The following is a 21,367-nucleotide window of genomic DNA, read 5'->3' on the forward strand; positions in this document are numbered from 1 at the left end:
GAGCTACAAAGGCATACTTTTCAAGTTTGCAACCCGAAGCGGTTTGAATAATGATGATTTTTGGAGGCATCAACTGTGTTGCAAAAGATTTTTGAACGAGAAGGTTTTCATTGGCTCGATATTGTAGATCCAACACAAGAAGAGCTTGATCAGATAGCACAAAACTACTCTGTTACTGCACTAGCTATTCAAGATTGCCTTGAGCCCGAACATCTACCAAAAATTGAAAAATATGATGAATCCACTTTTATAATCGTGCGTGCATTTGGTGACAAAGCATTTGAAGACCCCACTGCCGATACGGTTCAAGATCTCACCCGTAAGGTGGCAGTATTTTATAGTCCCAAATTTTTAATTACCATTCACCGTAAAGAGATGTCTTGTCTTTCTGCTGTTAAAGAAAAATGGACTAAATCTCGTGCACACCCTAAAGACATACATCTTTATATTTTGGTCGATCTTTTAACAGAGGTGATCTGGTCATATGAACCAGCACTTGAGAAGGCTGAAAATTTTATTGATGATTTTGAAACCAAAATTTTTAAGCGCCAAGCGCAGCCTGATTTAATAGAGGAACTTTATTTTTTAAAACGAAAGATCTCGATCATTAAAAAAATGCTTAGACGCATTCTCGATGTGTCACATAAGTTAGAGTTGACGACAAAACATACCGAACAATTAATTCAAAGTTTACGTGAAGATGGAGATCGATTATTTTTCTTTAGTGATCAATTAATGGAGAGTATCGATAACCTTTTAAGCGTTAATATTTCTTTAGGCACTCAGCACACAAACGATACAGTTCGAGTACTCACATTGTTTTCAGTTTATTTCATGCCTTTGACATTTATTGTTGGAGTTTACGGAATGAATTTTAAGTATATGCCAGAACTAGAAGAAAAATGGGGCTACCCTGCAGTTCTGATTTTCATGGCGATTGTAACTCTTAGTATTTATTTTTGGTTTAGACGAAAAGGTTGGATGAAATAAACCTTTGAAAGTTCACCCATTCACATGCCCCAATTCTTTTAAAATAGCATTACCTAAAACTTCAACTTTCGTGGGGCCAAAACCATAGACTTTGATCAGCTCACTTAAATTTCTTGGATTTTTATTTGCTAGATCCACGAGTGTACGATCGCTAAATACGATAAATGCAGGTATATCATTTTCTTTTGCATACTGCCTGCGCCAATCTTTTAACACAAGTTTACGTGCTTCTGCTTGAGGACTCTGTGTCTCATGGTTTGGTTTTTTTGCAGATTTCTTTTTAGAAATTTTCTGAGTACTTGTGGCGTGCACTTCGTTTTGTTTGGGGCGATCAACTACCATTGGTGATTGTGGAGCGCATACATCACAGTGACCACACTCATTAATACGTTCTGAATCTTTAAAATAGGTAAGAATTCCTGCGTGACGGCATTCACCACCTTCAGCAAAAAGTGTTATCGCATTGAGTGAATCCCATCGGCGTTCAATAACAGAGGGGCTCGCTTTAGATTGCTGAATAAAGAACGATTGAAGCCCTTTATCTTTTTTTGAATAAAGTAAAAGACAACGTGATTCTATACCGTCTCGGCCAGCTCTTCCCATTTCTTGGTAAAAAGATTCAATATTTGCTGGCATTTGAAAATGCACAACAAGTCTCACGTCAGGATAATCAATTCCCATTCCAAAGGCATTGGTCGCAGCGAGAATTCTTAAATCATGATTATCAAGTTTTTCTTGAATTGTGTTTCGAGTCTCAGCATCAAGACCAGCATGATAATAACCCACACCTTTGAAATCACTACTAAGCATTGCCGCTAAATCTTGAGTTAATTGGCGCGTACCACAATATATAAGTACACGACCAACAGGAGTTTTCTTTAAGGCATTTTTTAAGAACTGAAATTTATAATCATCGCCTGTACAGGTCTCAACCTGGTAAAAAAGATTGGGCCTATAAAAACCATGAACATGTTTATCGGGGTTTCTCATTTCGAGTTGTCGCCCAACGTCTTTAAGAACTGTTGGAGTCGCAGTTGCAGTAAGTGCTAAGAGCGGTACATCAGGGCGAATTTGTCTAAGTAATTTAAGTTTATGATAGTCTTCTCTAAAGTCAGGCCCCCATTGAGAAACACAATGGGCTTCATCAATTGCAAAGAGAACAATGTTTTGTGTTTTAATCCACTCAGCAAAGCCGGGGTTTTGTACACGCTCGGGTGAAAGATAAAGCACATAGGGCCCTGCTTTTTTAATTGCATTGAAAACTTCACGTTTATCGTCGAGATCTTGACTTGAATGTAGACAGCCTGAATTTATCCCTATTTTTTTCAAAAGCCTGACTTGATCTTTCATGAGTGCAATAAGTGGTGAGATAACAACCACGAGCCCATTTAGTTCAATGGCGGGAAGTTGATAACAAAGAGATTTGCCACCACCGGTGGGCATTACCGCCAATGCGTCTTTTTTTGAAAGCACTGATTTTATAATGTCGAGTTGACCTTTTCGAAAAGATTGAAGTCCAAATCGGTTTTGAAGTAATTCATAAAGATGTGCGTCTTTGGTAGTCAATCGCTGCTCCAGTTGAAGATATTTTACATTCGAATTGGTCGATAATGCAATCAGGTCAAGCTTAAGGTTTCACACACTCTTCTGGGTAAGGAGATACGTAAGGTTTTAAGAGTGGAATTCCAAAATTAGCATAAAGATCATTTAAGGTGGCATCTTCATTCTCTAAAGTTTTATCTAAGTTCTTTTTATCAATTTTATAAACAACTGCTCCACCCGCAACAAGGCCACCTGTGACGCTCATAACGAGCCCTTTTGCTCCCCACAATTTTTTTAAATGTCTGAGAACTGCTATACCAATTTTTGTACCTTCTGTGGCTCCGGTAAAATACAAAGCGGTTTTTGTAACAATAGAAATTTCACCAAGCATTGCACCCCACATGAGAGTGCGCAAAAATTGCATTTTTAATTTATCGTTTTGGCCAAAACAATCATCCAGTGCCACAGTAAACCAGATGTTCTCTTGCATCTCAGGCAATGCACCTTTTTTAAGATGTTTAAACGGTGATTCTGAGGCTTCATGTGCTGCAATCATTCCTACGTGAATAGCGTGAGAGAGTTTGTCGAAGTTTCGGCATAAGAGCATGGCATCTTCGTAAATCATGACGTCTCTTGGACAACTTGGTTTTAAAGCCAGAGTCGCAAAAGCGTTATTCGTAATTAAACTGAATGTAATGAGAATTAAGAGAAATTTCATCGATATCCCCCTGCATTAGGAGTTATTGATATGCCGTGTTAAAGATTTTTTGGCAAGAAAAAAGGGCGACCTCGTTAAGAGATCGCCCCCAAGTAATGTCTCAATTATTGAATCAGTGTCTTTACAGCGTCATACGCGTTTATAGTACCAAACCCAAATGTGTTATTTGGAATCTTATCACCCGTAACACCGCCACATGTTTCTGTTGAAGTCTTGGGTGTTGCAGTTTTGCGAATCACATTGCTTGTGGCGGTTGTGTTTCCAATGAGAGCGGGTTTTGCTGACCACATAAGGGCTACGAGTCCCACAACATGTGGACCTGCCATGGATGTTCCATCCCATGTGGCGCCTGAATAACTACTTCCAGGAATAGCAGAAACAATTCCTACTCCAGGAGCTGTAATATCAGGACCAATGCCACCATCAAATTTTGATGGACCACGACTTGAGAAATAAGCGATGCGACCATTTCTGTGGTTATGTGCACCCACTGCAAGTGTGGCCAATGTGAAATGCGCCGGAGGAGCAGCAATGGTTGAACAACCAGAGCCTTCGTTTCCAGCAGAAACTACAACCATTAAACCTGCAACGTTTAGAGCTTCAACAACAGGAAGCATTTCTCCACCTTCACAACCTTCATCGGGAGGACATCCCCATGAATTGTTAATCACGTGAGGAGCTTTTGCAGGAGCACCATCAGTAAATGGGTTTCCACCTTGTGGATACGGAGCTAAGAAATATTGAAAACATTCAATGTACGTTGTGGGTCGGCCAACTCCGCGCTCCATATTGCGACAGCCCATCCATTGTGCGCCTGGTGCCATCCCGATTTTACGAGTGGCTCCGTCATCACCGACGATGGTTCCGACAGTGTGAGTTCCGTGTCCGTGGTCATCACAGGGAGCTTTGCTGTTAAATCCACAGGGATTTGTTCCGGCGGCGAGTGGTTTATGAATGGCATCATGCCAGTTGTAATTATGATTTACGCCGTTAGGTGAGAAACCACGATAGTGTGTTTTCAAAGCCGGGTGATCCCACTGAATACCGGTGTCTTGACCTGCGATGACTATATTTTTTCCGGTGATTCCCAGTTCTTGCCAAACTCTTTCTGCACCAGTGCTTACGATGTTGCCTTCAGTAACAGCGGTTAAACTTTCGGATTTACGTTGAGCGAATTTATTGAAAATATCATTTGAAGGCATAAATTTATTTTTGATTGCAGGGTTGTTGATAATCTTTCCAACATCTGCGCGTCCTGTTAATTCAGAAACGAGTTCAGGTGTAGCTGATTCAAGTGCTATCATGTTGAGAATGTAGAACTGCTGATACTCAAAACCTCTTTTTGCAAGTAGCGAAACGAGCTCTCTTTGACTTTCCATGGCCGTCTTACGAAGTGCATCATAAACTTGTTGGCCACGCACTTCTTTGGGCGCATTGAGGTTTACAAAGCTCAGATCGGCTTGCTGTTTCAATATGACCAAAACTGGGAATTCACCCATTGTATTGAGCATTTGACTTTTGATAGATACGCCAATCTTCTGCGCCATCTGTGGCGGAGTCGATGCTTGAAGCGTGAAGCTAAAAAATAGAGTTGCTATAAGAATTACGAAAGACTTAGTCAATCCTTGTGTCATTGCCTTCCCCCCATGAAAGGTTTAATTATTCCAATATTAAACTAGCCTTTGGTGGGGGATGACAAGGGTATAATGTAATTATTACTATTATTTACCCGCCTGACGTTCAGTTTTCTGCGTGTGGCCATTAGCTGATTTATCGTTTGATCCATGTTCATCGTGAAATTGCTCAGCTTCAGTTGAGTGAGACAATGCTGATGTAGAAGCTTGTCCGCTCGTGATGGTCATGAGCACCTGATCGAAATAACCAGTGCCTACTTCGCGTTGATGGCGTGTTGCCGTGTAGCCGAGTTTTTCACTGGCGAATTCTTTATTCTGAAGTCGTACATAAGCGGGCATTCCCTCTTCTTTGTACTGACGAGCAAGATCAAATGTTTCCATGTTAATCAAATGCCAACCGGCTAATGTAATGAACTGAAATTTATATCCCATTTGACCTAATTCTTTTTGGAACGTTTTGATTGTCGCAGCATCAAGATTGCGCTCCCAGTTAAAAGAAGGTGAGCAGTTATAGGCTAAAAGTTTTCCAGGAAATTGTTTATGAATTACTTTTGCGAACTCTCGAGCTTCTTCAATATCGGGCTTTGAAGTTTCAAACCACAAGAGATCAGCATACGGAGCGTAGGCAAGACCGCGAGCGATGGTGGTTTCAATTCCAGCCTTTACGTAAAAATATCCTTCGGGCGTTCTTTCGCCGGTTAAGAAGGGGCGATCTGCGGGGTCGATGTCAGAAGTTAAAAGCGTTGCACCTAAAGCATCAGTGCGAGCAATGATAACAGAGGGTACATCGAGTACATCTGAAGCTAAGCGCGCAGCATTGAGTGTGCGAATGAATGAGGATGTGGGAACCAAAACTTTTCCACCTAAATGCCCGCATTTTTTCTCAGAAGCTAGTTGATCTTCAAAGTGAACGCCAGAAGCTCCGGCTTCAATCATGGATTTCATCAATTCAAACGCATGAAGTGGCCCACCAAAACCTGCTTCGGCATCAGCTACGATGGGAGCATACCAGTAGGTGCCAGATTTACCTTCGGCTCGGTTGATTTGATCAGCACGCATAAGAGCGTTGTTTAATCTTTTCACCAGTTGCGGAACACTGTTTGACGGATACAAACTTTGATCAGGATATGTTTGACCAGACATGTTTGCATCGGCGGCTACTTGCCAACCGCTCATGTAAATGGCTTGGAGTCCGGCTTTCACGACCTGTACAGCCTGAGCTCCGGTGAGACAACCTAATGTTGGAACATAAGCTTCTTTATGTAGGAGTTCCCAGAGCCTTTCAGCACCAAGTTCAGCAATTGTGTATTCTACTTTTATCGACGCCTGAAGTTTTAAGACTTCCTCTGCGGTGTAGGGTCTTTTAATCCCCTTCCAGCGCGGATCAACATCCCACAGTTTTTGTAGCTCCTGAGCTTGCTGAGAATTTGTTTCCGTCTTCATTTTTGCTACTCCTGTTTCAAGGTTGATAATCGAATTCTTAATTTAAATATTTATATGCGGGAATTGTCAAAAACTCTGCGAAGGTTGGGTTCAAAACCAGACCATCTATAATTTCGACTGTTTCTCTAAAGCGACCCTGATCAATTCCGCCGAGTTTTTCTAACTCTTCATGACGCAAAGTTTGATAAAGAGCTGGTGTAATAGTGCGCCCATCATCAAGTTTGGCTTCATTTTTAATCCATTGCCAAAGTTCACTGCGTGAAATCTCAGCAGTTGCCGCATCTTCCATAAGATTAAAAATACCTACCGCTCCAACGCCTCTAAGCCACGATTCGATATATTGAAGTGCGACGCTGATATTATTTCGCAAGCCACCTTCGGTGATTTTTGCACCCGGAATATTAAAATCAATGATCTCAGGGCCTTTGATGTGAACTTCATCGCGCTGGCGTGTTTTTTGATTTGGTTTGTCTTTAAGTACATTATCAAAAATCTGTTGCGCAACGGGCACAAGGTCTGGGTGAGCTACCCATGTTCCGTCAAACCCATCAGTAGCTTCGCGAAGTTTATCTTCACGTACTTTACTCATTGCTATTTCGTTGATCTGAGGGTCTTTGCGGCTGGGAATAAAAGCTGCCATACCACCAATGGCATGAGCCCCACGTTTATGACAAGTTTTTACGAGGAGTTCAGTATAGGCGCGCATAAAAGGTGCGGTCATTGTGATTTGTGCACGATCAGGAAATATAATTTCTTTGTTTCTTCTGAATTTTTTAATAGCGCTAAAAATATAGTCCCAACGACCTGCATTTAGCCCGGCCATGTGATCGCGCAATTCAAAGAGAATTTCTTCCATTTCATATGCCGCTAATATTGTTTCGATTAAAACAGTGGCGCGAATGCTGCCCCGTGAAACTCTTAAAGTGTCTTGTGCAAAATTAAAAATATCATTCCAGAGACGTGCTTCAAGATGGCTTTCCATTTTAGGAAGATAAAAGTAAGGGCCTGAGCCACGTTTGAGAAGTTCTTGTGCATTGTGGAAAAAATAAAGGCCAAAATCTAAAAGGCTTGCCGAGATGGGTTTTCCATCGATGAGAATATTGTTCTCAAGGAGATGCCACCCCCGTGGGCGAACAAGGAGTGTCGCGATTTTGTCGTTGAGCTTATAAGATTTTCCTTCAGGACTTTGAAAACTCAGAGTTCTCCTTACGGCTGCTTTTAAATTTAATTGTCCGTCGATTATATTTGCCCACGTAGGTGAGCAGGAGTCTTCAAGATCGGCCATGAAAATTTTTGCACCCGAATTAAGAGCGTTGATCATCATCTTACGCTCTACAGGCCCTGTGATTTCAACACGGCGATCTTCAAGATCTGCGGGTGTCGTTGCTACTCTCCATTGACCTTTTCTGATTTCTTGAGTTGATGTTAAGAATGTCGGAAGCTCCCCTTTATCGAGGCGAAGCTGACGATCAATGCGTGAACGTAAAAGTTCGTCACGAACTGGATTAAATTTGCGGTGAAGTTGAGCGATAAAATCAATGGCGTCAGAAGAAAAAATTTCCTGGTACTCAGGATTCATGTTTCCAAGAATCTCAATATCATCACTTGCTACAACACCGACCATTAACCCCTCCTCTAATACCGTTGTGGATGATAGAGGTTACTTAAGCACACTTGCAAATGAAAACAGTGTTTGTTGCGCCATGTTATCCCCAGCTTATTGTTTGTACTTTATCAAAGTCGGTTTCCAGTAGATTATCGCGACATGAAAATCATCTCTTGGAATGTTAATGGAATTCGCTCCGTAGCGAATAAAGGACTTTTGAATTGGCTTTCAGAAGAATCGCCCGATATTTTATGCGTGCAAGAAATTAAAGCTGAGCAAGCAGTACTGGATCCGATTCTAATTACCCCTTATGAATATAACTCGTATTGGTTTTCAGCTCAGAAAAAAGGCTATAGCGGGGTTGCGATTTACAGCAAAGAAAAACCAATTGATGTTTCTTATGGCATTGGTGATGCGCGTTTTGATTCAGAGGGGCGCACTATTACAGCTGAGTTCAAAAAAATAATAGTTATCAATTCTTACTTTCCTAATAGTCAGCGCGATCATGCACGATTGGGTTACAAAATAGAATATTGTGATAAATTTCTGCAGTACGTAGAGAAGTTGCGTAAATCAGGAAAGGGTCTTGTAATGTGTGGTGATTATAATATCGCACATAAAGAAATCGATCTTAAGAATCCAAAAACTAATATGAACAATGCAGGTTTTTTACCCGAAGAACGCTCGTGGATGGATAAGTTCGTGGCCAGCGGCTATGTCGATACTTTTCGTGAGTTTTGTAAAGAGGGCAATCAATACACGTGGTGGAGTTATCGCCCCGGTGTACGGGAGAAGAATATTGGTTGGCGGTTGGATTATCATTTTGTAAATAGTGAGTTCATGCCCAAGGTGAAAAACAGTTACATTCAATGTGAAACAATGGGAAGTGATCATTGTCCAGTCGTGATTGAGCTTGGAATTTAGATTTCAACTGCAGTCTCTCGTCTAGTTTTTAATTTCACGTGTGTGTAGCGAAGCATATCCTTTAGAAATTTCTATGAGTTACCGAATTAATAATCTGGAAGTAGTGAAGATATCAATTAGATACTCGACCAGGAGGACATCATGTTCTTGAGACTAGTAGTATTTGCTTTGCTACTAAATACACCCTCAGTTGTGCTTGCTACATCATCATCTGAAAGATGGTCGTTGGCATTATTCGGTGGTATCGTAACTGATAAGCAAGATGATCTTAATTCATTAATTACTAGGGCCAACACTCGTGTGGGTGGAATCAGCACTCCACAATTCACAAATGCCTACGAAATTGGTGCGTACATTCAACGTCGCATAACGGGTAGCATCGTGGCCATTCAAGTTCGTCCAGGATATTTTTTCAATTCAACTACTGGTACTGGTGGATCAGGCTCAGCCGCGGGTACATATTCTTACAAAGTAAACGGATATTCAGTCATGCCACTTATCAAGCTCTATGTTTTAGAAAGTAAAACTGTAAAACTTTTTATTCAGAGTGGTATCGGATGGGGCACACTTGCTGGTGAGATCCAAGAAGCTGGTGCAACATCTAAGTTCAGCGGTAATAATTTTGGTTTTCAAGGTGGCGTGGGTGTTGACTGGTGTTTTGGTTCAAAGAGCCAACATTGCCTTATCACTGAGGGCAACATGCGCTACATGTCTATTGAACGAAATATGGTTTCTGAAACCTCAGGAACATTTGGTTCAAATAGCGTGTCACAAACAGCTAGAGGTAAAGAGTTAGAGATCGATAGCCACGATTTAGCCACTACGATGTCTGGCATACAAGCCATCGTTGGTTATAAATTCGCGTTTTAAAGCACAAGCCGACTGCACAAAAAGAATTTCAAAAAGCCATCTCAATGACTGAGCTGGCTTTTTTATTTTAATTTTAAAATATTTTTATAAAGAACGACGTCAAAACCCCCAACAAAAATATCATTTACTTGAAGACACGGGGCTCGCAGGGTACCTGATCGGCCAATAATAATTTTCAAAATTTCTTCATCTGTGGGTGTATCTTTTTTAATATCATAGGAAATAACTTTCTTGCCCATCACGCCAAAAACTTTTGACGATTTTTTTGCAAGTTTAAGAGCGTCGCGCGCAGAAATCGGATTTTTCCGCACGTCGACACTCTCATAAGATACATCATGTTGACCCAGGAAACTCCTAGGTTTAGCGCAACCGCTTCAGGCTCGCTCGAAAAAAGTAATCTTCATAACTGACAATATTAATATTTTATGAGGCATGGCAATCACAAATTTACTGATCTAAATCATCGGGGGAGAACTCAAAACCCTTCCATTGCACTAGAGGTGTGGCCGTGTCAGATACTTTGATATTAAATCCCGCATAACTATAAACAGTGCTAAAGCCGCTAAATACGTCTGGTTCAGTTCGGGTTTGATGAACAAGTGCAGCTGGTATGGTAGCGTGCGTATTGATGTTTACAGTTCCACCGGGCTTTACCAAAAACTTCACATCACTGATATGGTTGCCATCAGCGTTTATATAATCCCCAGTTAATTTTATCCCATCAACAGATCGAATTGGATACTGAGGGCCTGATGGCGGCAGCAAATAGTTGGCTCCCTTAGGCATGTTGGTTCTTCTTTCGAAAACCTGCCCTGTTCCTTGTCTTGTGTTTCTAAAAACAAAACCAACAGCATAATCTAGAGTGTTTTTAATTTGGTATGAGTCAAGCATAAAGCTATTTTGCGGATCTACAGCGACGTTGCTATCCACAGCAGGAGATCTAGTAATTTCAAGTGTAGGGTGGCGATCAAATAAAATATTAATTGGAAACTGGCGAGTAGCAGTCGAGCCGGTTATATTTGCAAACACTACTTCAAGTCGACATGTGAGTTTTTTGGGAAGCACGTTTAATCCGGGAAAATCTTCTTCTGCTATACGAAAACTAAAAGGATGGTCTGTTTCGTTGAGATTTTTACCTTCGATAACTTTCGGGCCACAGTGAAGGCGCTGTGATTGAACTTTTGTTTCGTCATTGTTTTGACTGGTGAAGTTTATTTGGGGGCCGAATTGTGGGTCATCTCTTTTAAGATTAATAATTTCAGAATTTAGTCCATCTAGCGAAACATCAAGTGAGCTTGCATTAATATTGGGGCCTTTATCAAGAATGGGATTTTGTTTTTTAGCACAACCAGAAGCGAGCAGGGATGTGGCGATAACCAGTGATAGTAAAATTTTATAAAACATTTTTACCTCCAAAGTAATATGCTCATTGATGTAAAAAAAGCATCAAATGTGCGGGTTTTGAAGATACTCGATGCAAGTTTTTTAGTTAGCGAATGGGCTAATACGTGATCGTGGGCAATTGTGTCCGATTAGCGGATGTTTTTTTCTAAAAATTCCAAAGAGCGGACGCCGAACCAACTGTAGGCTTCGCCGTCAATAATGGCTGAGGGGTTGGGGAGGCTTGATAAGTCGTCTTGTTTTTTTGCAAAAGGAAATGGTTCTGTAGAGCAGAGGAGTAGAGTTTTAAGGGGGTTGTAGTCTTCAAGTTTTATTTCAGGGTAGGCCGTTGAAAAATCAATCATATGCCCGGCTAAACCTAAACGTTCAAAAACTGATCCGATGAAGGTTTGCTTTGATACCGCCATCCACGGATTTTTCCAAATCAGATAAATGAATTTTGCGTCATCAATTGTGGGAGATTTAAGCCATTTCATAATTCCCGGAATTTCTTCAAGAGTTCTTGGCTTTGGTTTATGTGTTGAGATTTTTTTCCAGCGATCGGCTATATCTTCAAGTTTTTTATTTTTAAATTTATCGGCCATCATTCGACAATCCCGCTCTACATCACTGACAGATTTAATATGGGTGACGATATAAGGAAGTGGTGATTCATCAGCCATGGCTTTAGGGTTTTCTTCTTGATCAAGTAACAAAAGATCAGCGCCTAGTTCTTTAACTTTGTCCCACTTAATATCTTTTGTTCCACCAACAGCAGGAATTTTTGAAACCTCTGGTTTTGGATGAATACAAAAACGCGTGCGTCCTACAACATCAACACCCGCTGCAATAAGAGTTTCAGTCCAAGACGGAATCATCGAGATCACTTTCATATTTGGAATTTAACGTGGCTTACGGTGAAGCACAAGAAGAACACAAAGTGCAAAGCCTCTTGGCGCTCTAGTTTTTTGGAGATTATCTGATATGAAAAGTAACGGTTGTTTTTCATATCTAACTGCTATTGTAGTTTCTTAAACTTCTCAGTCGCTTCAATCAGCGCATTAATAATCCCCGGTTCATCGGCGGCGTGGCCTGCGTCGTGAATAATTTTAAACTCAGCTTCGGGCCAAGCTTTGTGTAGATCCCACGCATTTTTAATGGGGCAGACCACATCGTATCTGCCGTGAACAATCACCGTTGGAATATTTCTAATTTTATCCACATCATCTACAAGCTGATTTTCATTTTTAAACCAACAATTATTTATAAAGTAATGACACTCAATGCGAGCGATCGATACGGCCATGTGCTCTTCACCAAAAGAGGCAATGACTTGAGGATCAGGTAATAATTTAATTGTTGATCCTTCCCATACACTCCAGGCACGTGCAGCTTCAACGCGTACTTTTTCATCGGAGCTTGTAAGCCTCCGATAATAAGCTTTCACCATTTCGTGGCGCTCATCAGGGGCAATGGGTTTAATATAATCTTCCCAAAGATCAGGAAAAATTAAATCGCAACCTTTTTGATAAAACCAATTGATCTCTTCAGGTCTGCAAAGAAAAATTCCTCGCAAAACTAAACCACTTACAGATTGTGGATGGGTTTGTGCATAAGCAAGTGCAAGTGTGCTGCCCCATGAGCCACCGAATACAACCCACTTTGAAATGCCAAGTTGGTTTCGAATTTTTTCGATGTCATCAACTAAATGCCATGTGGTGTTTTCTTCTAAAGACGCATGAGGAGTACTTTTGCCAGCACCACGTTGGTCAAAAAGTACAATGCGGTAATGTTTTGGGTCAAAAAATCTGCGGTGTTTTTTTGATAATCCTGCGCCGGGGCCGCCGTGCAAAAATAAAACTGGTTGTCCCTCAGGGTTTCCTACTTCTTCAATATAAAGCTCATGGAGTGGTGAAACTTTGAGCCGTTGGGTTTTATAGGGTTCAACTTCGGGAAATAAATCGCGCATAAGTTCTCCTTTAACGCGTGTCGACATAAAGCTCGGTCTTATCTTTGCAACGCCGCAGATTTTGATGTACGCTTTTTTTCGGAATCAATCAATAACCGTGTCACTTGCTCAAAAATATTTGAGTCAAGTTACATGTTGGAGGAATCATCTTATGTCATTTGCACTGTTTACTTACGGTGGTTTAATTTTCTTACTCAGGTGGATTCACTTTTTAGCGGCCTTCACTTGGATCGGAATGCTTTATTATTTTAACTTTGTTCAGGGTCCGTATTTTGGCGAAGCGGATGCTTCAAGTAAATCCAATGCGATTCAAAAATTATTACCTCGCGCTCTTTGGTGGTTTCGTTGGGGTGCAATGTTCACCATGATTTCTGGCGTTCTTCTTTTTGGAATGAACGGAAATTTTGATATGCACAATCCACAAGCACTTTTAATTTCAATCGGTATGCTTATAGCGCTTGTGATGTGGTTTAACGTTTGGTTTGTCATCTGGCCTGCGCAAAAAGTTGTTATACAATCAGCAACTCAAGCAGCATCAGGTGGGCAGCCACTTCCTGAAGCAGCAGCACGTGGTGCTCGCGCATTAGTAGCCTCACGTACTAACGTACTTTTCTCAGTACCAATGTTGTTTTTTATGGGATCCGCATCACATTTAGGCGTGCAGATTTCAGCGACCGCTAACACTGGTATGTTGATGGGTGTGCTCACTTTGATCATCGGAGCACTTGAATTTAATGCGCTTAAAGGAAAGCTTGGTCCTTTGACTACCGTAAAGGGTGTTATCCACTGTGGCCTTGCACTCACAGTGGTTATGTATTTGATTGTAGAAGTATTAACTAAATAACGATGATGTAAAAACGGCATCTTCGGGTGCCGTTTTTTGTTTCACTCTCCAGTGCTCTTCTAAGTCATCGAACCAAAACATTTTTTATTTGGCATGCTCAAATCACATACACTCCGCAGATTTATTACATATTGTTCATATGTGGATTTGCCTTTATTATCCAGCCCATGAAAACAAAAACATTTGCTATAACCCTTGTGGTTCCCATGTTGTTAGCTGCTTGCGGCGATGGTCAAAAAGGACACAAAAGTACGTCCAATGACAAAGTTTCAGTTAATAATACTGAGAAGGCGATCGATCTTAGTAAACCTCAAAGAGAGTGTACTGAAAAAGAATTTGATCGTTTTGAATTTAAAGGTACTAAAATTGAAATTGGTCAAGTCCCTGCGGGCAAATATGAATTTCGCAGTGGAGAAGTATACATTCATGCTTCGAATGGTCAGCAATCTGTAGAGGCTTTAGCAACTGATTCAGTAGACGCATCGTCTCCAGAATTGTTTTCAAACACACGGCTTGAATGTGCACGCTCCAAAAACATCACACCTGATCTTGAACTTTTAGTAACAAGTTTTCCAACAACTATGTGGCGTAAAATTGAGGCTGATGGAAAAAACGTTAACCTTTTGGGTGCTCGTTACATAAATGTGGTAATTGGCAAAACAGGTGTTGAACAAACGTATTTGGTAAAACCTGCATACAATGCCACTACTGGGTTTCCGGATGCATTGAAATTCAAACCCAGCCAATTTGATGGTGTTGTAATTTATAAAAATCAAGATGGAAGCTTAGATTTAGTAAAACTCATTACCAATAGCGTAAATGGTTTAACTACCACTTCTATTAGTGTCGCAAGATATGCTCCTATTGTAGATGCTCCTAAAGTCAAAGAAGATGAGAATTTTTCTGATTCCCCTGAGTCATTAGCACGCAGTTCATAAATATTTATCTTGCCAGGAGAGTGGCTCTAGCCTTTCTTCTTAAGACCTAAGTCGCCAAATAAAATCTGGACTCTCTAAGATATTTCTTCACTGTCAAACTAGTAAGATGCGAAACTTCATAAAAACGCTTCTTATCTTATCGGGAGTATTTCTTGTTACTTCTTGCGGCCCTCATGAAAGTTTTAGCGTTAAAAGTCTCCTTAACGAGCCCGATGCTGATACGCCACCAAGTACAGGTAATGAGGGTCTTACCTCTGCACTTAAAATTTGCTCAAAATTAAGTTTTTCAAATGTTAAGTGGCCATCTTCATTAACAGCCTCAGATCGCGACGCATTAATGTTAGCTCTTAATCTCTCTGGCAGTTTTGAAGGCAGTGCAGGTTGGGGGAATATCACAAACAATTTTGATGGCACGGGCTTAAGCCTCGGTCTACTCAATCAAACATTGGGTACTGGCTCACTTCAGCCGCTACTTATCGAAATGCGAAATAATAATTATACAAAAATGGAAAGTGTCTTTGGGAGTAAGCGGTTTCAAAGTGTGCTTGATATGTTAGCGCTTTGGGAAAAAAATAAAATTTTAACGCTTGAAGATTTTGAAACCTCGAATCGATTCGATATTGGTTTTGATACTTTAATTAAAGCGGCATCTCGTAATTCTGATTCTATAAATTGGGCAAAGGCCAATCTGTATCAAAGTAATGGGCGCTTCATACCGGAGTGGTCAAAGGAACTCACAGCTTTGGCAAAATTACCCGAGTATATCTCGATTCAAATAAAAGCAACACTGCCCATGCATACAAGATCACTTGATTACGAAAAACGCATTGGTGTTAGAGAGCTGCGTGCCTATCTCATGATGTTTGATGTGACAGTACAAAATGGGAGCATTCCCTCTACTGATTGGGCAGATTTTGCCACATATTTAAAAGCCAGCCCGAAGGCAACTGCCACTGAGCGATTAGATAAGATTCTTGAACTACGTCTTCGCCACGTGCGTACTGAGTATGTCAGTGACGTCAAAGCGCGCAAGCAGGCCATTATAAACGGTCGCGGTATAGTGCATGGCACTTCACGTAAGCTTGAAACTGAATACTGCTACTCTGGATCACTGAGTTATCGTTGATAATTTCTGATTGTTATGTCATTGATTGTTTCTAAATTAGATAATTTCTGATCAAAATCTTGAATTATAAGGAATTACAATGGCACAGGAATTTGCGTATACAATGAAGGGTTTGGGTAAGGTATATCCCCCCAACAAACAAGTCCTTAAAGATATTTTTCTCTCATTTTATCATGGTGCCAAAATCGGTGTTCTTGGCCTTAACGGCTCAGGTAAAAGTTCGCTGCTTAAAATTATGGCCGGCATGGATAAAGAATTCGTTGGTGAAGCATTTCCTGGTAAAAACATACGCGTTGGATTTCTTCCGCAAGAACCAAAGCTTGATGAATCAAAAACTGTAAAAGAAAATGTTCAAGAGGGTATGGGTGAAGTTGTTGCTTTGCTGCGACGCTTTGATGAGATCAATGCTAAGTTTGCAGAAGAGATGCCTCCTGAAAAAATGGAAAAACTTTTAGAGGAGCAAGCTCGCGTTCAAGAAAAACTCGATCATCTTAATGCTTGGGAATTAGACCGCACTTTAGAGGTCGCTATGGATGCACTTCGTTGCCCCCCTGGTGAAAGTGCAGTTACAAATCTTTCTGGTGGTGAGCGTCGCCGTGTGGCTATGTGCAAATTACTACTTGAAGCTCCTGAATTATTATTACTTGATGAGCCGACAAACCATCTAGATGCTGAATCAGTATCTTGGCTTGAGAATCATCTCAGAGATTACAAGGGTGCGGTAATCGCAGTTACCCATGATCGTTATTTTTTAGATAATATTGCAGGCTGGATCTTAGAACTTGATCGTGGAACAGGAATTCCTTGGAAGGGAAATTACTCTTCTTGGCTTGAGCAAAAACAAGCACGTTTGGCCGGAGAAGAAAAAACTGAAAGTAAGCGTCAACGTACTTTATCAAAAGAGCTTGAATGGATTCGAATGAGTCCACGTGCTCGTCAAAGTAAGAGTAAGGCTCGTATTTCTGCATATGAAAATCTATTGGCAGAAGAACAAAAAACTAAAATGGAAGATGTAGAGATACAAATTCCACCTGGGCCACGTTTGGGTGATGTGGTTATTAAGCTTGAGAGCGTTTCCAAAGCTTACGGAGATAAATTATTAGTTGATAATGCAAGTTTCTCAATTCCTCCAGGAGCAATTGTTGGGATCATTGGCCCCAATGGTGCTGGTAAAACAACTTTATTTCGCATGATCACGGGTCAAGAAAAACCTGATAAAGGAAATGTCGTTGTAGGAAGTACTGTGAAGCTTGGTTATGTTGATCAATCACGCGCATCACTTGATGATAAAAAAACAATTTATGAAGAAATCTCAGGCGGTGCTGAGCAAATATTAATTGGTAAGCGTGAACTCCCGGCGCGTCAGTATGTTTCTTGGTTTAACTTTTCAGGTACAGATCAGCAAAAGCGAGTGGGTGTACTTTCTGGTGGTGAGCGCAATCGTGTTCATTTGGCAAAAATGCTAAAAGAGAGTGCCAACGTATTACTCCTCGACGAACCAACAAACGACCTTGATGTAAATACTCTTCGTGCGCTTGAAGATGCGCTCTTGAATTTTTCAGGCTGCACCTTGGTAATCAGCCATGATCGCTGGTTTTTAGATCGTATTGCGACTCACATATTAGCCTTTGAAGATGAAAGTCGCGTGGTCTTTAACGAGGGTAATTATCAAGATTACGAAGAAGACTTAAAAAAGCGATTGGGAGTCGAAACCCTCACACCTCATCGAATTCGTTATAAGAAATTAAAACAGTAGGCATATTTTATATCTCGTCTTTAGTCGGTGTCAGATGATTGGCTTTAGCATTGCCTTTCATAGCCGAAAAGAAAGGTATGAAGGATGCGAAGAGTTTTGCTGAAATTCTAGACTCGCTGATTAAGCCCACTGAAAGCCAACTTGATAATTCATTGGGTTTTTCAAAATCATATACACTCAATGCTAAGACTGAGCTTCAAGCTGATTTTCTAAGTCGCCTTGTTTTTGGTAACGACCAGTTTAAAGTGACACTTGATAAATCGGTAATGCATAACGTAAAAGTTAAATATAAAACTGAAAATAAAAAAGTAAATGCACAAAAATTATTTGATTTTGTGACGCCGGTTTCAGCGCCTACTTTCAAACTCGCACCAACTTCAAATAAAGTTGAGACTCCAAAGTCACGAGTGAAACGAAAACTTACATTTGATCAATTAAATGCGCTTAAGGTTTTTTTAAAATTTGGTGAATCAAAAATAGATGAGTATTCAACAACTGAAGAAATCAAGAGTGCGTATCGCAGGCTTGCAAGAAAATATCATCCTGATGCTCGCGTTAATGTGAGTGATATAAAATTAAATAACGCTGAAGCATTTAAGTTGATTTCTGCCGCATATAAAAAATTAATTTGATCCGATTTGAGAACCCAATTTAATAAAACTTTCACGATTTTGTTTTGATTGCTCAATAATGTCCCCGTCGGGTTTCCAACGGCCAGGTTCTCCCATGAGAATTACAGTTGATGCCCCGAAGAGAAAATATCCTTTTTCATCGCCTCGTTTGTAGGGTTGATCACTTGGATGTGTTTGAATAATTTTACCAACGGCCATGGCCCCTACTTCTATGTAGGCGAGTTTGCCGAAGTTGGTAGTTTCTAAAATACTAATGTGCCGTTCATTTGTGCAAAAAATATCACTTTTATATTTTAATGCTAAGGGATTAACAGAGTGTAAAGTTCCTTCAATGCGATAGGTCTTGTTTGTTGTACCGTCATCTGGATAATGAAAACGATGATAATCTACCGGGCATAGTCGGGCAATCAAGAGGGGGCCTCCAATAAAGGGCTCTGCAAGTTTCTCGCTGTCGAGTAATGCTTGAGCTGAAAGATGATCTCCTTTTACGGGGTATTTTTGATCAGCTATTATTTTTTCAAAGGCTAGATATCTTGCTTCAGCAAATGCGGGCATTGAACTGCTTTTTGCAAATGGCCTTACATTGGGTTTAAAGCGTCTGATAAAAAAATCATTAAATGTTTTAAAATGTTCATTTTCATATTCACTCATTTTAATTTTAAAATTTTGAATAAATGGTGCAATGGCTTTTTGACTTAATCTTGAGTCTTGGTAAAACCCATAAGCTTTACTTATAATTTTTCGTGTTAAAAATCTTTCAGCTATTTTTTGTCCGTATGAAGTCTCGTAGAGCCATCGAACTATTTGATCGCCATAGACTTGCTCGGTTTCAAGTCGACCCTGCTCACGGTTCCAAAATTTTATTTCAGGTGTGTTCATTGTGCTCGACCCGTTTTGATGCGTTTAGGAATATAGTAACTTCTTTTGTCAGCAAGACTGCGCGCAACTAAAAGTGCTTCTGCATGAGCCCAACCTAGGGGGCAAACGCTGACCCCCGTTTGTTCACACATTACTCCTGTGGCTGGATTAATACTTTCTACCAAAACATTAACATGTGGCATGGGATCTTCGCCTCGCATGATAGCGGCAAGGGCTCGCTCGCCAGAAAGTAGGGGCCAGGCTTTGCCAACTTGATTTGTACCGTAAGCATCATGATTATATCTTAAATAACCGAGGCCTCCGGGAGCTTGTGCACGCGCCATTCGATCATAAATAGTTAATGAAGAGGTAAAGCGCGGGTCTTGACCTGCGATCAAACCAGAAATGATCCATTGAAGAAAGCCGCCATCTATAATTTCATTTTCTTCATAAACTTGTCCGCCGTTTGCAATTTGAAGTGGTGTTGCGTGATTGTGATTATCAGGGTGACCAATATGAATGCGTTCAAAATAATTTCGCCCAAGATTTCCATTTGCAACAAGTGTCCATTGAAAAACATTATCGCGCCATTTATTTGCAGTGTTCATATAAATTTGTGCGCGACTTGGATCCCTTTCTTTTTCAAGCCAAGCAGCTTCATAAAGACCTTGAGTAGCAATTGCTATAGAATTTGGACTCAATCCAGCAACTTCTTCCCAGCGATCTTGACCTGTATAGGGGCCAAATTTCACCAGTGCATCTGCAGCGCGAACGACCATTGAGCGAAACTCATCGTAGTTAATGGCTCGCTCTTCTAAAAGCTTACCCACTAAAATAATCGGAAACCCAGTTTGATCTATTTGGAAAATGCGCCAACTTGGATCGCCATTTACCCAAGTGTTTTGCCAAAATGTTCCATCTGATTTTTGAGTTTTTACAAAATAACGAGCGATATTTGTAGCTGTTATGTAATCTCCAGCAGCCATAAGACCTAAAGCCATTTGTGCAAGATCCCGCGGCCATACACGGTGATAACCGCCATTGGCATCTCCAGTGCGAAGTCTTGCTGATTCATAATCATGTTCTGAGAGTTCGATTTGATCTGGAAGCGAAGGCTTTGCAGGCCCAGCAACAATTGCGCCGAGAAAAAATTTATCTTCCATACCTTTGATCATAAGTACGTGAGGTTCAAGCTTTTGACCGATTGAATTAAGTTTTGCCAAGTACGCTGACCATTCTTGTTGTTGGAGGGCGAGTAATTGACTAACGGGTGTGTTGAAATTTTTATGAGTGAGTTGTCTTAAGACTTCAGTGGGGTTTAGCCCAGCTTGTTCTGCTGTAAAACTTAATGCGAGTGTTAACTGAACTTGAGATGTGTTTGGAGTAAACCCGAGTGCACCTGAGACATTTCCATTGCGAGCACTCTGATACTTATATGGAAGTGCATGATACTGATTTAGTTGATTCCATGGGGCATTCACGCCTTCAAAGCCAACGGCGCCATCTTCAGCGGGGCGATTCATTTTTAAAATTTGAACGGTACGACGTGCAAATACGGCGGGCTCATCACCACGACGATCAGATTGATAGCTGAGAATTTCACCAGGCTCTTGAGCATTGGCTATGATGGCAACAGCATCTCCACCAGCGGTGTTGTCAGTAGCTGGATTATGTAAAACATAAATGCGGGGTGGTTGAGGCGTATTGATCGAAAGTTGATAATTCACGATAACTGTTGGTTGAGTTGGATCAAGTAAAATATCTTTTTCAATACGAATGTTGGCTCTGCGGCTCACCGAACTAACGTGATAAGCCAGGGAATGTGGATATCGAGTAACGGTATGAACGAAATCTTTACGCTCTTCTAAAATAGTATTATCGACGATAAAAATAAGTTGAGTGTCACGTGTTTGGGCGCGATCAAGTGAGGGGTAATAAACCTCTGATAAAATACCTTCAGCGATTGTGGCGGTTACAGGTTGTTTAAGTGTTGCGAGAAATCCTTGTTTATCAGGGCGCCCCCAAACGCCCATCATGCCAGGGCCATTGGGTGCTTCATTAAAATTTGGTGTCGCACCAATTGTGAATATGCATAGAAGTAATATGGTAGAGAAAATACTTCTTTTCATTAAATCAT

At 40.8% G+C, this 21,367-nt stretch carries 19 protein-coding genes; 8 read left to right on the forward strand and 11 right to left on the reverse strand.

The window, feature by feature from the left end:
- Positions 1 to 75 precede the first annotated feature (75 nt).
- Positions 76 to 990 (forward strand): CorA family divalent cation transporter, encoded by a 915-nt coding sequence (locus tag SGI74_00525; GenBank protein ID MDZ4675967.1) that lies wholly within the window; start codon positions 76 to 78, stop codon positions 988 to 990.
- 12 nt (positions 991 to 1,002) lie between these two features.
- On the opposite strand, the gene SGI74_00530 is transcribed toward SGI74_00525, so the two are convergent.
- From SGI74_00530 to aceB, 5 genes are all read right to left on the reverse strand, one after another.
- Positions 1,003 to 2,556, reverse strand: coding sequence for an ATP-dependent DNA helicase RecQ (locus SGI74_00530; GenBank protein ID MDZ4675968.1), 1,554 nt, complete (start codon positions 2,554 to 2,556; stop codon positions 1,003 to 1,005).
- Between the two features lie 61 nt (positions 2,557 to 2,617).
- A complete protein-coding gene (locus tag SGI74_00535) occupies positions 2,618 to 3,250 on the reverse strand; it encodes a hypothetical protein (protein ID MDZ4675969.1) in 633 nt (210 codons plus the stop codon).
- A 104-nt stretch (positions 3,251 to 3,354) separates the two neighbouring features.
- Positions 3,355 to 4,884: a S8 family serine peptidase gene (locus tag SGI74_00540; GenBank protein ID MDZ4675970.1), complete on the reverse strand. Its 1,530-nt coding sequence runs from the start codon at positions 4,882 to 4,884 to the stop codon at positions 3,355 to 3,357.
- Positions 4,885 to 4,971: 87 nt separating this feature from the next.
- Positions 4,972 to 6,327 (reverse strand): isocitrate lyase, encoded by a 1,356-nt coding sequence (aceA, locus tag SGI74_00545; GenBank protein MDZ4675971.1) that lies wholly within the window; start codon positions 6,325 to 6,327, stop codon positions 4,972 to 4,974.
- Between the two features lie 37 nt (positions 6,328 to 6,364).
- Positions 6,365 to 7,951, reverse strand: a complete 1,587-nt coding sequence (gene aceB / locus SGI74_00550) for a malate synthase A (protein MDZ4675972.1) — start codon at positions 7,949 to 7,951, stop codon at positions 6,365 to 6,367.
- Positions 7,952 to 8,092: 141 nt separating this feature from the next.
- Here aceB and SGI74_00555 point away from each other — a divergent pair, with 141 nt between their 5' ends.
- Entirely contained in the window at positions 8,093 to 8,857 is a 765-nt protein-coding gene (locus tag SGI74_00555; protein ID MDZ4675973.1) for an exodeoxyribonuclease III, read from the forward strand.
- Between the two features lie 141 nt (positions 8,858 to 8,998).
- On the forward strand, positions 8,999 to 9,727 hold the full coding sequence (locus SGI74_00560) for a hypothetical protein (GenBank protein MDZ4675974.1): 729 nt from the start codon (positions 8,999 to 9,001) through the stop codon (positions 9,725 to 9,727).
- Positions 9,728 to 9,789: 62 nt separating this feature from the next.
- Here the strand turns inward: SGI74_00560 and SGI74_00565 are convergent, their stop codons facing one another.
- The 4 genes from SGI74_00565 to pip all read right to left on the reverse strand — a co-directional run bounded on the left by SGI74_00565 (position 9,790) and on the right by pip (position 13,076).
- Positions 9,790 to 10,038, reverse strand: coding sequence for a hypothetical protein (locus tag SGI74_00565; GenBank protein ID MDZ4675975.1), 249 nt, complete (start codon positions 10,036 to 10,038; stop codon positions 9,790 to 9,792).
- Positions 10,039 to 10,174: 136 nt separating this feature from the next.
- On the reverse strand, positions 10,175 to 11,131 hold the full coding sequence (locus SGI74_00570) for a hypothetical protein (GenBank protein MDZ4675976.1): 957 nt from the start codon (positions 11,129 to 11,131) through the stop codon (positions 10,175 to 10,177).
- A 128-nt stretch (positions 11,132 to 11,259) separates the two neighbouring features.
- Entirely contained in the window at positions 11,260 to 12,000 is a 741-nt protein-coding gene (locus tag SGI74_00575) for a helical backbone metal receptor (protein MDZ4675977.1), read from the reverse strand.
- 125 nt (positions 12,001 to 12,125) lie between these two features.
- Entirely contained in the window at positions 12,126 to 13,076 is a 951-nt protein-coding gene (gene pip / locus SGI74_00580) for a prolyl aminopeptidase (GenBank protein MDZ4675978.1), read from the reverse strand.
- Positions 13,077 to 13,227: 151 nt separating this feature from the next.
- Between pip and SGI74_00585 the strand changes: the two genes are divergently transcribed.
- The 5 genes from SGI74_00585 to SGI74_00605 all read left to right on the forward strand — a co-directional run bounded on the left by SGI74_00585 (position 13,228) and on the right by SGI74_00605 (position 18,372).
- Positions 13,228 to 13,920: a urate hydroxylase PuuD gene (locus tag SGI74_00585; protein MDZ4675979.1), complete on the forward strand. Its 693-nt coding sequence runs from the start codon at positions 13,228 to 13,230 to the stop codon at positions 13,918 to 13,920.
- Positions 13,921 to 14,087: 167 nt separating this feature from the next.
- The gene (locus SGI74_00590; protein MDZ4675980.1) at positions 14,088 to 14,858 is read left to right on the forward strand and encodes a hypothetical protein; all 771 of its coding nucleotides are present in this window, start codon (positions 14,088 to 14,090) and stop codon (positions 14,856 to 14,858) included.
- Between the two features lie 106 nt (positions 14,859 to 14,964).
- The gene (locus SGI74_00595; GenBank protein ID MDZ4675981.1) at positions 14,965 to 15,984 is read left to right on the forward strand and encodes a hypothetical protein; all 1,020 of its coding nucleotides are present in this window, start codon (positions 14,965 to 14,967) and stop codon (positions 15,982 to 15,984) included.
- A gap of 79 nt (positions 15,985 to 16,063) precedes the next feature.
- Positions 16,064 to 17,740: an energy-dependent translational throttle protein EttA gene (gene ettA / locus SGI74_00600; protein MDZ4675982.1), complete on the forward strand. Its 1,677-nt coding sequence runs from the start codon at positions 16,064 to 16,066 to the stop codon at positions 17,738 to 17,740.
- A 77-nt stretch (positions 17,741 to 17,817) separates the two neighbouring features.
- Positions 17,818 to 18,372 (forward strand): DnaJ domain-containing protein, encoded by a 555-nt coding sequence (locus SGI74_00605; protein MDZ4675983.1) that lies wholly within the window; start codon positions 17,818 to 17,820, stop codon positions 18,370 to 18,372.
- Here the strand turns inward: SGI74_00605 and SGI74_00610 are convergent.
- A complete protein-coding gene (locus tag SGI74_00610; GenBank protein ID MDZ4675984.1) occupies positions 18,364 to 19,251 on the reverse strand; it encodes a phosphatidylserine decarboxylase in 888 nt (295 codons plus the stop codon). The two genes, SGI74_00605 and SGI74_00610, sit on opposite strands and share 9 nt — an antisense overlap.
- Positions 19,248 to 21,359, reverse strand: coding sequence for a glycoside hydrolase family 15 protein (locus SGI74_00615; GenBank protein MDZ4675985.1), 2,112 nt, complete (start codon positions 21,357 to 21,359; stop codon positions 19,248 to 19,250). The genes SGI74_00610 and SGI74_00615 overlap by 4 nt, the downstream gene beginning before the upstream one ends.
- Between the last annotated feature and the right edge of the window lie 8 nt (positions 21,360 to 21,367).

The organism is Oligoflexia bacterium, assembly GCA_034439615.1.
In the GTDB taxonomy this organism is placed as follows: domain Bacteria; phylum Bdellovibrionota; class Bdellovibrionia; order JABDDW01; family JABDDW01; genus JAWXAT01.

Excerpts from the sequence above, each read along its gene's own strand:
- SGI74_00535 (MDZ4675969.1), bottom strand. The coding sequence starts at position 3,250 with ATGAAATTTCTCTTAATTCTCATTACATTCAGTTTAATTACGAATAAC.
- SGI74_00540 (MDZ4675970.1), bottom strand. The coding sequence starts at position 4,884 with ATGACACAAGGATTGACTAAGTCTTTCGTAATTCTTATAGCAACTCTA.
- aceA (MDZ4675971.1), bottom strand. The coding sequence starts at position 6,327 with ATGAAGACGGAAACAAATTCTCAGCAAGCTCAGGAGCTACAAAAACTG.
- aceB (MDZ4675972.1), bottom strand. The coding sequence starts at position 7,951 with ATGGTCGGTGTTGTAGCAAGTGATGATATTGAGATTCTTGGAAACATG.
- SGI74_00555 (MDZ4675973.1), top strand. The coding sequence starts at position 8,093 with ATGAAAATCATCTCTTGGAATGTTAATGGAATTCGCTCCGTAGCGAAT.
- SGI74_00560 (MDZ4675974.1), top strand. The coding sequence starts at position 8,999 with ATGTTCTTGAGACTAGTAGTATTTGCTTTGCTACTAAATACACCCTCA.
- SGI74_00570 (MDZ4675976.1), bottom strand. The coding sequence starts at position 11,131 with ATGTTTTATAAAATTTTACTATCACTGGTTATCGCCACATCCCTGCTC.
- SGI74_00575 (MDZ4675977.1), bottom strand. The coding sequence starts at position 12,000 with ATGAAAGTGATCTCGATGATTCCGTCTTGGACTGAAACTCTTATTGCA.
- pip (MDZ4675978.1), bottom strand. The coding sequence starts at position 13,076 with ATGCGCGATTTATTTCCCGAAGTTGAACCCTATAAAACCCAACGGCTC.
- SGI74_00585 (MDZ4675979.1), top strand. The coding sequence starts at position 13,228 with ATGTCATTTGCACTGTTTACTTACGGTGGTTTAATTTTCTTACTCAGG.
- SGI74_00590 (MDZ4675980.1), top strand. The coding sequence starts at position 14,088 with ATGAAAACAAAAACATTTGCTATAACCCTTGTGGTTCCCATGTTGTTA.
- SGI74_00595 (MDZ4675981.1), top strand. The coding sequence starts at position 14,965 with ATGCGAAACTTCATAAAAACGCTTCTTATCTTATCGGGAGTATTTCTT.
- ettA (MDZ4675982.1), top strand. The coding sequence starts at position 16,064 with ATGGCACAGGAATTTGCGTATACAATGAAGGGTTTGGGTAAGGTATAT.
- SGI74_00605 (MDZ4675983.1), top strand. The coding sequence starts at position 17,818 with ATGAAGGATGCGAAGAGTTTTGCTGAAATTCTAGACTCGCTGATTAAG.
- SGI74_00610 (MDZ4675984.1), bottom strand. The coding sequence starts at position 19,251 with ATGAACACACCTGAAATAAAATTTTGGAACCGTGAGCAGGGTCGACTT.
- SGI74_00615 (MDZ4675985.1), bottom strand. The coding sequence starts at position 21,359 with ATGAAAAGAAGTATTTTCTCTACCATATTACTTCTATGCATATTCACA.